Genomic DNA, 13,917 nt, shown 5'->3' with positions numbered 1-13,917 from the left:
GCTTCGATTCACCCAAAATAGGGTGAAGCAAAAATGCAACCACTTATCTTCTTGCATGTTATAAAAAGAGGATAAATGAAGCGACGAAGTCAGGAGATTGAAAACACAAACATGAATACAAAAAAAAGAGTTGCCTGGGGTCAGGCAACTCTTTTTTTGTATGTATTAAACGTTTCGTTTAGTCTTCGAGTACGGCTTGCGCGGCGGATACGCGTGCGATAGGCACACGGAACGGAGAACAAGACACGTAGTTCAATCCTACCTTATGGCAGAACTTCACAGAAGAGGGTTCGCCTCCGTGCTCACCACAGATACCACACTTCAGATCCGGACGTTGCGCACGTCCCTTTTCAGCTGCCATGCGTACCAACTGGCCTACACCATTCTGGTCGAGCACCTGGAACGGGTCGAACTTCAGGATCTTCTTTTCCAAGTAGATCGGAAGGAAGGAAGCGATATCGTCACGAGAATAACCAAAGGTCATCTGCGTCAAGTCGTTTGTTCCGAAAGAGAAGAACTCAGCGGCCGAAGCGATACGGTCGGCAGTCAATGCCGCGCGAGGAATCTCGATCATGGTTCCCACCTTGAACTCGATCTCGTCGCCCATCTCTTCAAACAGTTTCTTCGCTGTATCACGGATAATCTTTTCCTGTTCCAGGAATTCGTATACGATACCGGTCAGCGGCACCATGATTTCCGGATAGGTCTTCACGCCCTCTTTCTTCAGTTCCAAAGCAGCACCCAGGATAGCACGTGTCTGCATCTCAGTGATCTCCGGATAGGTATTACCCAAACGGCAACCACGGTGACCCAACATCGGGTTGAATTCCACCAAAGATTCTACACGGCGACGGATCACCTCTACCGGTAAGCCCATAGCCTGTGACATCTCAGTCTGTCCTTTTTCATCGTGCGGAACGAACTCATGCAAAGGAGGATCCAACAAACGAACCGTTACCGGACAGTCTTCCATCGCTTTGAAGATGCCTTTGAAGTCTTCTTTCTGGTAAGGAAGCAGTTTTTCGAGCGCTTTCTTGCGGTCTTCTGTAGAATCAGCCAGGATCATTTCGCGCATGGCTCTGATCTTTTCGCCTTCGAAGAACATATGTTCCGTACGGCAAAGACCGATACCACAAGCACCGAACTTACGAGCTACAGCAGCATCATGCGGCGTATCTGCATTGGTACGTACACCCATCTTGGTGTATTTGTCGGCCAGTTTCATCAATTCTTCGAAGTCGCCGGTTACCTCAGCAGCCATCGTCTGGATCTGTCCTTCGTATACATCTCCGGTTGATCCGTTCAATGAGATATAGTCACCCTCTTTAAACAGTTTACCATCGATCTCTATTGTTTTCTTTTTGTAGTCAACCTTGATAGATCCAGCACCCGACACACAGCATTTACCCATACCGCGAGCCACAACCGCCGCATGCGAAGTCATACCGCCGCGAGCCGTCAGAATACCTTCCGCCGCAGCCATACCAGCCAAGTCTTCCGGAGAGGTTTCAATACGAACCAGGATCACTTTCTTGTTGTCTTTATACCATTCGGTAGCGTCTTCCGCGAAGAACACCACCTGACCGGTAGCTGCTCCCGGAGAAGCCGGCAACCCTTTAGCCAATATCTTGCTGTTCTTCAAAGCCTCTTTATCGAATACCGGGTGAAGCAGTTCATCCAGTTTGTTCGGTTCGATACGCAAAAGCGCTGTTTTCTCATCGATCACTCCCTGACGAAGCAGATCCATTGCGATCTTAACCATCGCTGCACCGGTACGTTTTCCGTTACGAGTCTGCAAGAACCAAAGTTTGCCTTCCTGAACCGTAAATTCCATATCCTGCATATCGCGGTAGTGGTCTTCCAGTTTCTGTTGGATCGCATCCAGTTCTTTATAGATCTCCGGCATCGCCTCTTCCATAGAAGGATATTTAGCGACTCTTTCCTCTTCAGCTACTTCAGCCATTTCAGCCCACAACTGAGAGCCCGCCTTGGTGATCTGCTGCGGTGTACGGATACCGGCCACCACGTCTTCACCCTGCGCGTTGATCAGGTATTCGCCATTGAACACGTCGTCACCGTTACCGGCATCGCGCGAGAAGCAAACACCTGTTGCCGATGTCTCGCCCATATTACCGAATACCATCGCCTGTACGTTCACAGCCGTTCCCCATTCCGCGGGGATACCTTCCATCTTACGATACAGGATGGCACGTTCGTTCATCCAAGAATCGAACACAGAGCAAACGGCTCCCCACAGCTGTTCGTAAGCATCCGTCGGGAAATCATTTCCGGTCTGTGCTTTCACCGCAGCCTTAAATTTCGCTACCAATTCTTTCAGGTCAGCCACTTCCAGTTCGTTATCCAGGTGAACGCCTTTGGCTTCTTTCACCTCTTCGATAATCGCTTCGAACGGATCGATTTCTTCTTTGCTGGTCGGTTTCATACCCAACACTACGTCACCATACATCTGAACAAAACGGCGATAAGAGTCCCATGCAAAGCGTTCGTTACCTGTCTTGCGAGAAAGACCGGCTACCACTTCGTCGTTCAATCCTAAGTTAAGGATCGTGTCCATCATACCCGGCATAGAGGCACGTGCGCCGGAGCGAACAGATACCAACAACGGATTTTCGATGTCACCAAATTTAGAGTTCATCAACTCTTCTACGTTATGAATGGCTTTTTCAACGTCAGCTTTCAGTAATTCAACAACTTTTTCACGGCCAAGTTCATAGTATTCAGAGCATACCTCGGTTGTGATCGTAAATCCCGGAGGAACCGGAACTCCAATTAAATTCATTTCGGCAAGGTTTGCCCCTTTACCTCCAAGCAGATTCTTCATATCTGCCTTACCTTCGGCTTTCCCGTTACCAAAGGTGTAAACTCTTTTTTTCTCCATAAATAGACAATAGTGTAATTATTATGATACAATATGTTTGCGATTTTGCCAACTCGACATTGCAAAGCGCAAAGATATACATAATTTCAATAGCATAACACGCCATAAAGAAAGAATAAACAAACTGTTTTATAACCATTTTCAGCGTATTGTATCGATGAAATATGTACATTTGCGTGGCGAAATATTTAAAGAATACTACATTGGCTAAAAAAAAGAAGCCATTACCTCTGCTCGAGAACATCGAAATCATTGATGTAGCCGCAGAAGGAAAGGCAATTGCAAAAGAAAACGACAAAATCATATTCGTTCCCTACGTAGCTCCAGGCGACATTGTTGATATCCAATTAACCCGCAAAAAGAATAGTTACGCGGAAGGGAAAGCGGTTCACTTTCATCACTATGCAGAGAAGCGAGCCACCCCTTTTTGTGAACACTTCGGTGTGTGTGGCGGTTGCAAGTGGCAACATCTCCCCTACGAGGAGCAAATCAAATACAAACACAAACAGGTCGTCGACAACCTGACCCGCATCGGCAAGGTGGAATTGGGAGAGATATTCCCTATCATCGGCTCCGAGAAAACGGTTTATTACCGAAACAAACTGGAGTTCACCTTCTCCAATAAGAAATGGCTGACAGAAGAGGAGATCAAGTCTGACACCTCTTACGACAATATGAACGGATTGGGTTTCCATATCCCGGGTATGTTCGATAAAGTGCTCGACATCAACCAATGCTGGCTGCAAAACGATATATCCAACCGTATCCGCCTGGCCATCAAAGACTATTGCCTCACGCACGAAGGCTATTCGTTCTTCGATCTGCGCAACCAGGAGGGCTTCATGCGCACCCTGATGATACGCACCACCTCGATCGGCGACCTCATGGTCGTAGTCGTGTTCTACCAGGAGGATGCCCCGCTTCGGGAGGCACTCCTCTCCTATCTGATGGAGCAGTTCCCGGAGATCACCTCCCTGCAATATGTGATCAACGAAAAGCGTAACGACACCATTACCGACCAGGAGGTGATCGTCTACCACGGCAAAGACCATATCATTGAAGAGATGGAGGGCTTGTCCTTTAAGATCGGCCCCAAGTCGTTCTACCAGACCAACAGCGAACAGGCTTATACCCTATATAAGGTAGCCCGGGAGTTTGCCGGACTAACCGGAAAAGAACTCGTCTACGACTTGTACACCGGTACCGGCACCATCGCCAACTTCGTCAGCCGCCAGGCGCAGCAGGTGATCGGCATCGAGTATGTGCCCGAAGCCATTGAAGATGCGAAGGTAAACGCTTCTATCAACCACATTGACAACACTCTCTTCTTTGCCGGCGATATGAAAGATATCCTCAACGAAGATTTTATCCTACAATATGGCCGTCCCGATGTGATCATCACCGATCCTCCGCGTGCCGGTATGCACGATGATGTCATCAAGACCATCCTTTTCGCTGCTCCGGAACGTATTGTCTATGTGAGTTGTAACCCCGCCACCCAGGCACGCGATTTGCAATTATTGGATCCGTCCTATCGGGTAGCGAAGGTACAACCTGTCGATATGTTCCCACATACCCACCATGTGGAGAATGTGGTTTTACTGGAGAAAAGAGAATAATACAATGACCCATTTGCAGAAAACGGCTTTCGGGCTGTTTATCTCACTGTTTACATGTTTGATCCTGGGGGGATGCGTAAAAAAGAAAACCGAAGCTCCCCTCCACAAAGACCTGCCTCAACTGATCGAGGCGGGCGAACTGACTGTCGTCACCTTATACAGCTCCACCTCCTACTTCCAGTACCGTATGGAAGAGATGGGCTATGAATACGAACTAATCAAGGATTTCGCACAATCCCACAACCTGACAATCAACCTAAAGATCGCCGAGAACTCCTCTCGCCTGGTCGAGATGTTGCTTGCCGGTGAGGCCGATGTGGTGGCCTATCCCATTCAGGTCGATAACGAACTGAAAGAATCTGTCATTTACACCGGGCAGGAGCGGCAATCGGCACAGGTATTGGTTCAGCGTGCCAACCGACGCGACACGATCCTGACCGACGTTACCCAGCTGATCGGCCGGGAGGTCTACCTACAGGCAGGCACCCCTTATGCCCAACGTCTCGACAACCTGAACGACGAATTGGGCGGCGGTATCCTGATCCGATACATCGAAAAAGACACCATAAACACCGAAGACCTGATTGGCATGGTCTCCCGAGGAGAGATCCCCTATACGGTGAGCGACGAAATGACCGCGCGCCTCAACAAGACCTATCATTGGAATATCAATCTGAACCTGCCGGTTAGCTTCCCGCAGCGTGCCTCCTGGATCGTCAGCCGACAGAGCCCGTTACTGGCAGCCGCCATCGACGAATGGGCAGCTGGTCAAACAGGACAGCAGAGCTACCGTGCCGTGGTGAAGCGCTATTTCGAACTAAGCAAACAACCTTTCGACGGTATAACACCTACCGTGAAAGACGGGCAGATTTCACCCTACGATCATTTATTCAAGAAATATGCGGCCGACCTGGGCTGGGACTGGCAACTGTTGGCTTCGATTGCTTACCAGGAGTCGCACTTTAACCCACAGGCCGTATCCTGGGCCGGGGCGGAAGGACTTATGGGCATTATGCCCGGTACAGCCCGCGCCTTCGGGGTCAGTCCCCACGAGGTGAAAGATCCTGAAATAAGCATACAAACAGCTGTCAAGGTATTGAAAAGCTTCCGCCGACGATTCGAAGAGTTCGAGAAGAAAGAGGAGGTTATCAAACTCACCCTCGCCTCCTATAACGCCGGCGTCGGTCACGTCTACGACGCCCAGATCCTGGCCGAAAAAACAGGAAAAGACCCGACCATCTGGGACAACAACGTATCGGAAGGCATCCGCATGAAAAGCGATCCACAGTATTACAACGACCCCGACATCAAACACGGCTATTTGCGTGCCACGGAAACATTGAACTATGTCTACGACGTCATGAATCGCTACGCCTTCTACAAAGAAGCGACTGAAACCAGATAGCTAACAAACGTTAATTCACCCCTATTTTCCCAAAAGTTCCAACTATCATTTTGATATTTTGGCAGGAGTATTTTTCCAAAAACGTAGGGGTATTTAAAATTAGTCCCGCGAGTAACACTTTTTAACGTATCGTTTTGTACAACAAAACGGCCATTTTGCTTACACTTTGTATTTTAACATTTACCATTTCGAGAACTTCAATCGGAGGAGATTTGAAGGAGAAAGGGAGGGAGCGCTGCAAGCGTGATTCAATCCAGCCCATGGGTGACCGTAGGGAACCCTGGGTATCAGAGTATAATAATAATGGAGTTCTGAAAGAACGACTATATACACAAATACCTAATAGTCACTCTTTGGCTAAGGCCGATCTTCGATTCAGAGTTCCATTTACTTTAACCTAAACCACCCAGGGTTCCCTTCGGTCACCCATGGGCTGGGTTGAATCGCGCTTGCAGCGCTCCTTGGGAATCAAATAGGAGGAGATTGGAAGGTTTTTAAGATCTCAAAAGTGGCATAAAAGTAGTGACAAAATTTCTCCTCCTTAGCAAAGGAGGAGAAATTTTGATACTATTTTATCACTAAGAAATCTTCAATATTCCCAAATTGGAAGATTTTCTTTAATGGCTGAAGGCCACAGCGGGCCTTGCAGACCCGCTATGGCCTTCAGCCATGAATATATATTCCTACCTCCCCATCTTACAAAATCTGAGGACGCCCCTTTCTCCCTTCTCCCTTCAAATATTCTCCCGGATCATCTCCGTGAGCCATGCCGAGACCTGCGAATGGCTTAGGGGGATTCCGTCTAAAGCCTCCGTGATCTCTTTCGAAGAGATGGCGAATTCGTGGGTGGCGGTTTCGTAACAGAAACGGATATCGACATCCGGATTGCCGGTGATCAGGAGAGCTATCGTTTCGGGCAGATCACCCCAGGGGGGGCAATCGATATGATCGGATCGAAAAATGGCAGTAATGCGGGTGCCTTCTCCCGGCTTCGACCAGGCATTAAACTCACCGCCTGTCTGTTCCACATTCTGTTTCAGGAAAGGAAGCCCCAAGCCTACCTTGCGGGTGGTGCGGGTGGTATAAAAAGGGTTGGTCACCTGGTATAGGGTTTCGGCATCCATGCCGCAGCCATTGTCGGACACCGTAACGCTCCGGTTGCCCTGCTTATCAACCAGGATCAGATCGATAACCGTAGCCCCCGCGCGGATAGAGTTGGCGGTAATATCGGTGATATGGAAGCTTATATTATTCATTCTGTACCCACCTGTTCGAATATCTCTTTCAGCGACTGTTCGAAACGGGCGATATCCTCTCCCGAAGTGTCCCAAGAGGTCACCAAGCGGGCTTCATTGATTTCTTCGTTCCACATATAAAAGAAATACTCCTCCTGCAAACGTGTCAGGACTTCGGTTGGCAGGGTGAAGAAGAGCTGATTGGATTCTACCTTCTGCGTGAAGCGGATTTGCGGCCAGGCACGCAAAACCTCTTCCAGTTTCTTAGCACTGATATTCGCCTTCATAGCATTTTCCATCCAGAGGTTATCCGTCAGATAGGGAACAAATTGCGCCGAGAGATAACGCATCTTGGAAGCCAGCTGGGCCGATTGTTTCCGGTAATAGATCAGATTTTCTGCCAATTCCGGGCGGAAGGCAATCACCGCTTCGCCCATCATCATACCGTTTTTCGTTCCTCCGAAGCTCAGGATATCGACTCCGGCATCTACCGTCAGTTGCTTCATGGTGCAATTCAGCGAGGCACAGGCATTGGCCAGGCGGGCGCCGTCCATATGAAGATACATATCATGGGCGTGAAGCAATTCGGCTAAGGCGCGCACTTCGTCGATTGTATACACCGTGCCCAGTTCTGATACCTGGGAGATGTAGACCACCTTGGGTTGCGAATGATGACAAACACCAAAATTATGCAAGCGGGGCTTCACCAGTTCCGGCGTGAGCTTGCCATCGGGCGTGGGTATAGCCACCACGGCACAGCCCGACATCTTGGCCGGCGCACCACATTCATCGACGAATATATGGGCTGTTTCCGCACAGAGAATACTATGGAATGGCCGGGTAGCCGCCTGCAGAGCGACCGAATTGGCTCCGGTTCCGTTAAACACAAAGTAAGGTTCGGCCGCTGCGCCAAACAACTCTTTTATTTTTATCGTGGCCTCTATCGTCCAGGGATCATCACCATAGCCGACCGCATGATCTTTGTTAGCTTCCAATACCGCCTCCATAACCCGCGGATGCACACCCGAATTATTGTCACTTGCAAAACTTCTCATATATATTCATCGTTTTTTAGAATTCATTTTTATCATCTCCGCATAGATCTGAGCAATAGAGGTAACATGCCCTTGGGGCAGCTTCTTTGCGGGGAATACCAATAATTCCTCCCAGTCGATAGGTTGAACGGAAGAGAAATCGTATTCATCGTTCTCATTTTTTACCGAAGAGGCATCTACGCCCAGGTGTTTGGCCATGAAGTTAAACATGGCAATCTGTTTACTCGGCCCGTAGTCATGCTTCTCATCAGGCAGATGCACATTCTCCACCAACGCCTCTTTTCCATAGAATGAATAGGTTCGTTTAATGAAGGGATACTCTACCTGATCGACGGTGCGTGTCCAGTCGCCCCCATCGGAAACGACAAGCAGAGGACGGGGAGCCGCCATGGCGGTGATCTCCGCGTTGTTCGACGCCGGCTGACACATCAGATGGATCGGTCGCCCACTCTCACAGGGACATCCTCCCGGGAAGAAGCAAGATACCTGTACCACCGGAACAGCCACCGCAATGCGCGGATCGACCGCTGTAGCCAGGAAGGTTTGTGTGCCTCCGCCCGAAGCGCCTGTCATACCAATCCGCATAGGATCGACATAAGGAAGAGAGATCAGATAATCAATAATGCGCATCGAGCTAAATGTCTGTATCGCCTGTGCCATACCCGTACGGTGTGCCTCATGCCCAAAGTGCAAGCCCGATTCGCCGCTACCAAACATATCGTAATGATACACCACCGCTCCCATCTTAGCCAACAGAGCACACCTCACCTGCCCCGATGGCTCAAAGCGAGCAGCCGATGCCGAAGGCTCCAGTCGTCCATGCCCCTGCGCCGAAAGAACAGCCGGCCATTTGGCAGAGGAATCGATCTGTGTCGGACGATACAGATTACCCGTCACCCATACACCCGGCAGGATCTCCAACGCCAGGTTCTCGATCGTATAGCCCTCGTTTCGCTCGATCGTTTTTGTGCGTAAGCTCCGCGGCAAAGGCATTCCGACGGTATTCTCAGGCAATAAGAGAGCCTCCCGGATGCCGGCTTCCAACTGGTTTCGCCGAGCCTGCCAGGAGGCTTGGTCATCATAGAGTGCTTTCAAAGCCTCCAGCCGCGCGGCTCCCTCTTCCGGCTCTACGGCTTTCGTAAAGGTTGAGTCGATAGAAAAATAATGAAGATCACGCCAGGTCTTTTGTTCTTTCGACAAAGCGTGTGATAGGGAGGGAGCTGACTCTTGAGCGATCAAGCCTTTTGCAGGAAGCAACAACAGCAACAAAACAGCCCATTTTAATAAAGATTTTTTCATGGCGTCAACGTATAAAATAGTTTTCTTCGGCCTCCGGCAACACCTTGATTTAGCGGCCGTCCCGATTTACGGCTTGAAGATAGTGGCAAAAATCAAAAGAAAAAAGAAACTTTTCTCTAATTTTGCACAGAACAATAAACGCAAAACACAAATGAAAAAATTAATCACCTTACTATTGCTGGCAACATCTTCTTTGACTCTTTTCTCTCAAACGCCGGTCGATACGACCGTTACACTCCAACATATTGACGTCCGGGGAATACGGTTTGGCGGCATCAGTAGCGGGATAACAAAACGCCTGCTGGTCGAAAACAACATCTCTTCCATGCCCGTCACCGCGGCCGAAGCCATGCGCCATATCCCCTCGCTGACAACAGACATAGAGGGAGGCATCACCTTTCGCGGCTCCACCAACGCCAAGGTCCTATTACGGGGAGTACCTTACGGTTTACTGGAAGAGCAGAGCGGGGATCTGTTGATTCAGCTGCCCGCCTTTTTCTTCAACCGGATAGAGGCGACTGCCTACCCTTCCATCGACCGGATGTCTGACGGCGACGCCGGCACAATCGACCTTTCCACCGCCACCTCGACGGAGGGTTCTCCCCTTCAGCTTCATCTGGGAGGGGGCTGGCAGGAGCGCTACAATGCCGGGGCTGCTGTCCACTTAAAGAACAAAAAGCTCCATTTCACCGGCCGGTATAACTTCCGCCGGGAATTTCGTGAGCGTGCCTTTCAGAAGACGACCACCAACAAAGGTGGCACCACGGCTATGAACAACAATGCCTCTGCCCGCCCGGAGGTGCATGTGGCCGATCTCGAGGTGGGATACACCCCTACGGAATCCGATCACATCAGCCTCTACGGGCTCTATCATCGGATGGATTACAGCCGGTATGGAGCGATCAACAACACCCGAAGCAATCCGGCAGGCGAGGTGGTTAACAAGATGCTTCGCCATCGCTACAACAATCAATTGCAAGATGCTTATGCCATGGAGGCACGCTGGACACATCATTTCGCGCGTCCCAGCGACCGTTTGATGATTGTATTCAACTACAACAACTTCCTCTATGACGAAGACAACGATTACAAAAACGAAAACGCGACAAGCGGCGCGATCGTAGCACAAGATAACCTCTTTATTCGCCAGGAAAAGAGGAACTATTACGTCGCCGCCAACTACCAAAAAGAGCTCGCTACCAACCTATTATTGAAAGCCGGATACACCGGACGCTTCACAAGAGAGGAGTCGACGACGGAAGCCAACAACCTGACGAATGGGAACTGGACACCCAATCCGCAGAAATCGAACAACTTCACGTTTCATCGGAATATCCACACCGCCTTCGCTTCGCTCGAAAAACAATGGCAACAGCTGAAGGGAGAGATCGGGCTGCAATGGGAAGACGCCAAACACCTCTTTCCACGCCTGCGCCTATCCTACCAAACGCCTAATGCGAACACCCTGTCGTTTAATTATATACAACGCATCAACCGCCCACTTGGTAAAGAATTAAATCCATTTGTCGATATCAGCGACGCCACCCATATCGTCCAGGGCAATCCCGACCTGAAGAACGAACTCGTACACGTAGCCGAACTGAGCTACAGCTGGAATCATCCCCACTTTCATCTCACCCCCGCATTCTATTTCCGCCACAAAACCGACCGCATCATGGAGGTGATGTACACCCATGAGTCGCAAGATATCTGGCGAAAAGAGAACATGGGAAACAGCCGCGTCTTCGGTGCCGAAATAGCCGCCTCCTGGAGCCCTTCCCGGCTGCTATCGGTAGGCATTGCCGCCAATCTCTTCCGCGACGAGATCGATGGGCGCTCCTTGGGCTACGGCATGCGGAAGAATATGTTCTGCTGGGATACGAAAGGCAATATCAACCTGCATATCACCCCAACGACCGAATGGCAGATCGACGGATTCTACCTCTCCGACCAACTGACACCCCAGGGCGAGATCGAAAGCCGCTACACGGTCAATACCGGAATCTCACAACACCTGATGCAAAGACGGCTACGTTTGAGCCTTAGCGTAAACAACCTATTCGACAGCCTCAAAGAGGTCACCACCATCCACACCCCCGACCTACAAATGAAACAAATCCGCAACCGAGACGCGCGGGTCGCCTGGCTGATGGTCAGCTATCGGTTGTAACATAAGTCAGACATTCTCTTCATCTATCCCTGAGGCGATGTTACATCATCGCCTCATAAAAAGCTCACTAAAAGGGTTTTATGTTAAAAATGTAACATGGAACAAAATCTATGTTACATGGAAACAAAAAGATGTAACCTACTCAAAGAGGCCTGTAGCATTTTTACATAAATTATTAAAAGCCTCTTCTTATGTTTGCATGACGAAAGAAGCCACTCAAATTGGAGAACCACAGGAAACCACGAGAAAAACCACTCTCTCCCCTGTTGCTCTATGAGGGTTTGTTTTGAAGAAGTAAAAACAGAGAGTACGCATTAGAATAGTAAAATCACAAGATGAAAAGAATCGTCATAAAACCATGGTTCGCTTTATGGCTTTCGGCATGTACGATTGGCCTGTCCACCGCTTCATGCAACCCCACGAAAGAGCATAAAGAGATGCCGGCTGTCGGAAAATCGGTCGCACTCTTCGACCACTTCAGCTACATTGGGCAAGATGACATCTACACATCCAATCCGTTACCGGAAGAAAATTGCTTTTACAACCCGGTATTACCAGGCTGGTACTCTGACCCAAGCGTCTGTGCCAATGACCAAGGAGATTACTTTCTCGTCACCTCCAGTTTTTCTTATTTCCCGGGAGTGCCCCTTTTCCATAGCCGCGATTTGGTCAACTGGAAGCAGGTCGGACATGTACTAAGCCGCCCCTCTCAACTGGTCAACCTGGCAGGACAAGGCATTAGCGGTGGCATCTTTGCACCCGCCATCGAGTATAACCCGCACAACAAGACCTACTACATGGTCACCACCAATGTGGGCGCAGGCAATTTCTTTGTGAAGACACAGGATCCTTTTGGCGAATGGTCGGATCCGATCATGCTGCCAAGCATCCAGGGCATCGACCCTTCGTTTTTCTTTGACGAAGACGGGAAAGCCTATATCGTGAATAACGATGACGCCCCTAACTACAAACCGGAATACAGCGGACACCGCACGATCCGTATCCAGGAATTCGACGTAGAGAGCGACCAGACAATAGGTCCCCGCAAAATACTCGTCGACAAAGGCGCACGTCCCGAAGAAAAACCGATCTGGATCGAAGGGCCACATCTATATAAGATAGACGGACGCTATTTCCTGATGTCTGCCGAAGGAGGTACCGGTGGCTGGCATTCCGAAGTCATCTTCCGCGGTGACTCCCCGATGGGTTCGTTCATTCCTTGGGAAAACAACCCAATTCTAACCCAAAGAGCCTTAAGTGCCGACCGCCCCAACCCCATCACCTGTGCCGGTCATGCCGACCTGATTCAGACCCAAGAGGGTGATTGGTGGGCGTTCTTTCTCGCCTGCCGCCCTATCAACAATAAGTTTGAGAACCTGGGACGTGAGACCTTTGCCATGCCGGTGAAATGGCATAAAGAGGGCTTCCCGTATATAACACAAGAGAAAGATGTTATTCCGGTCATTGTAAAACGCGAAGGAGTAAAACGCGATTCCACCGTTACTTTCGGGAACTTCGCCGTATATGACACATTCGATGAGAATACATTGGATATGAGTTGGATGACCCTGAGAGGCCCTGCTACAGACCTCTATTCGTTGACCGAAACACCGGGCTACCTCACCCTGAAATGCTCTCCGGTGAGCGCAACAGAGAAAGGCACACCCGCTTTCATTTGTCGGCGCATGCAACATCATAAATTTGAATGTAACACACGTCTATTATTCTCTCCCTCCGACGAGAAAGAGAAAGCGGGTCTACTCTTATTTAAAGATGAAGCGCATCAGTATTTTCTTTTCACCGGCATGGAGGGTACGGAACGTTATGTTTCTCTTCAACGGATAGAAAAAGACGGAAACAAAACATTAATAAAACACAACATAAAGAACGACGCCACCGTCATCGATTTTAAGGTCGTATCGAAAGGCACTGTCTATGACTTTTATTACGCGATGGGGGACAACAAATGGGACTTACTAAGCAAGAACATAGACGCCGGATACCTGTCGACAGCGACAGCCGGCGGATTCACGGGAACCACGATTGGCATGTATGCCACACGTTAAGAGAAAAATCACTAAACAACAATCTATTAAACTATTAAAATGAAATGGAATGGTACAACGACACCTAAAGGCTGGCCGGACGAACAAAACAGTTCCCCGGCAACATCAATTGAACGAGAATATTATTAATATCTTAAACTAACGGTAATGGAAAATGTAAAAAAACAAA

Annotated in this window: 8 protein-coding genes; 4 read left to right on the top strand and 4 right to left on the bottom strand. The window is 49.4% G+C overall.

Annotated features, from left to right (window positions below):
• Nucleotides 1-178: 178 nt before the first annotated feature.
• Complete coding sequence (gene ppdK / locus M2134_RS14885; protein ID WP_280752324.1) at nt 179-2,899, bottom strand: pyruvate, phosphate dikinase; 2,721 nt, start codon at nt 2,897-2,899, stop codon at nt 179-181.
• A gap of 203 nt (nt 2,900-3,102) precedes the next feature.
• Between ppdK and rlmD the strand changes: the two genes are divergently transcribed.
• Both rlmD and M2134_RS14875 read left to right on the top strand, forming a co-directional pair.
• Nucleotides 3,103-4,518 carry a 23S rRNA (uracil(1939)-C(5))-methyltransferase RlmD gene (gene rlmD, locus M2134_RS14880; RefSeq protein WP_280752325.1) on the top strand — a complete coding sequence of 472 codons (1,416 nt, stop codon included), beginning with the start codon at nt 3,103-3,105 and terminating at the stop codon, nt 4,516-4,518.
• A 4-nt stretch (nt 4,519-4,522) separates the two neighbouring features.
• A complete protein-coding gene (locus M2134_RS14875; protein ID WP_280752326.1) occupies nt 4,523-5,923 on the top strand; it encodes a transglycosylase SLT domain-containing protein in 1,401 nt (466 codons plus the stop codon).
• 734 nt (nt 5,924-6,657) lie between these two features.
• On the opposite strand, the gene M2134_RS14870 is transcribed toward M2134_RS14875, so the two are convergent.
• From M2134_RS14870 to M2134_RS14860, 3 genes are read right to left on the bottom strand one after another with little or no spacing between them, the layout of a single operon-like run.
• Entirely contained in the window at nt 6,658-7,179 is a 522-nt protein-coding gene (locus tag M2134_RS14870; protein ID WP_280752327.1) for an ATP-binding protein, read from the bottom strand.
• On the bottom strand, nt 7,176-8,213 hold the full coding sequence (locus M2134_RS14865; RefSeq protein WP_280752328.1) for a low specificity L-threonine aldolase: 1,038 nt from the start codon (nt 8,211-8,213) through the stop codon (nt 7,176-7,178). The genes M2134_RS14870 and M2134_RS14865 overlap by 4 nt, the downstream gene beginning before the upstream one ends.
• Nucleotides 8,214-8,219: 6 nt before the next feature.
• A complete protein-coding gene (locus tag M2134_RS14860; RefSeq protein ID WP_280752329.1) occupies nt 8,220-9,512 on the bottom strand; it encodes a prolyl oligopeptidase family serine peptidase in 1,293 nt (430 codons plus the stop codon).
• 151 nt (nt 9,513-9,663) lie between these two features.
• Here M2134_RS14860 and M2134_RS14855 point away from each other — a divergent pair, with 151 nt between their 5' ends.
• On the top strand, nt 9,664-11,682 hold the full coding sequence (locus tag M2134_RS14855) for an outer membrane beta-barrel family protein (protein ID WP_280752330.1): 2,019 nt from the start codon (nt 9,664-9,666) through the stop codon (nt 11,680-11,682).
• Between the two features lie 335 nt (nt 11,683-12,017).
• A complete protein-coding gene (locus tag M2134_RS14850) occupies nt 12,018-13,748 on the top strand; it encodes a glycoside hydrolase family 43 protein (protein WP_280752331.1) in 1,731 nt (576 codons plus the stop codon).
• Nucleotides 13,749-13,917 lie beyond the last annotated feature (169 nt).

Origin of the sequence: Parabacteroides sp. PM6-13, from assembly GCF_029892605.1 — a bacterium.
Lineage (GTDB): Bacteria > Bacteroidota > Bacteroidia > Bacteroidales > Tannerellaceae > QVMG01.
The sequence above is the reverse complement of the archived record's forward strand: the minus strand, read 5'-3'. Positions and strand labels throughout refer to the sequence as shown.

What these genes read in the sequence shown, in the direction of transcription:
- M2134_RS14870 (WP_280752327.1), bottom strand. Translation starts at nt 7,179, where the DNA reads ATGAATAATATAAGCTTCCATATCACCGATATTACCGCCAACTCTATC.
- M2134_RS14850 (WP_280752331.1), top strand. Translation starts at nt 12,018, where the DNA reads ATGAAAAGAATCGTCATAAAACCATGGTTCGCTTTATGGCTTTCGGCA.
- M2134_RS14855 (WP_280752330.1), top strand. Translation starts at nt 9,664, where the DNA reads ATGAAAAAATTAATCACCTTACTATTGCTGGCAACATCTTCTTTGACT.
- M2134_RS14865 (WP_280752328.1), bottom strand. Translation starts at nt 8,213, where the DNA reads ATGAGAAGTTTTGCAAGTGACAATAATTCGGGTGTGCATCCGCGGGTT.
- ppdK (WP_280752324.1), bottom strand. Translation starts at nt 2,899, where the DNA reads ATGGAGAAAAAAAGAGTTTACACCTTTGGTAACGGGAAAGCCGAAGGT.
- M2134_RS14860 (WP_280752329.1), bottom strand. Translation starts at nt 9,512, where the DNA reads ATGAAAAAATCTTTATTAAAATGGGCTGTTTTGTTGCTGTTGTTGCTT.
- M2134_RS14875 (WP_280752326.1), top strand. Translation starts at nt 4,523, where the DNA reads ATGACCCATTTGCAGAAAACGGCTTTCGGGCTGTTTATCTCACTGTTT.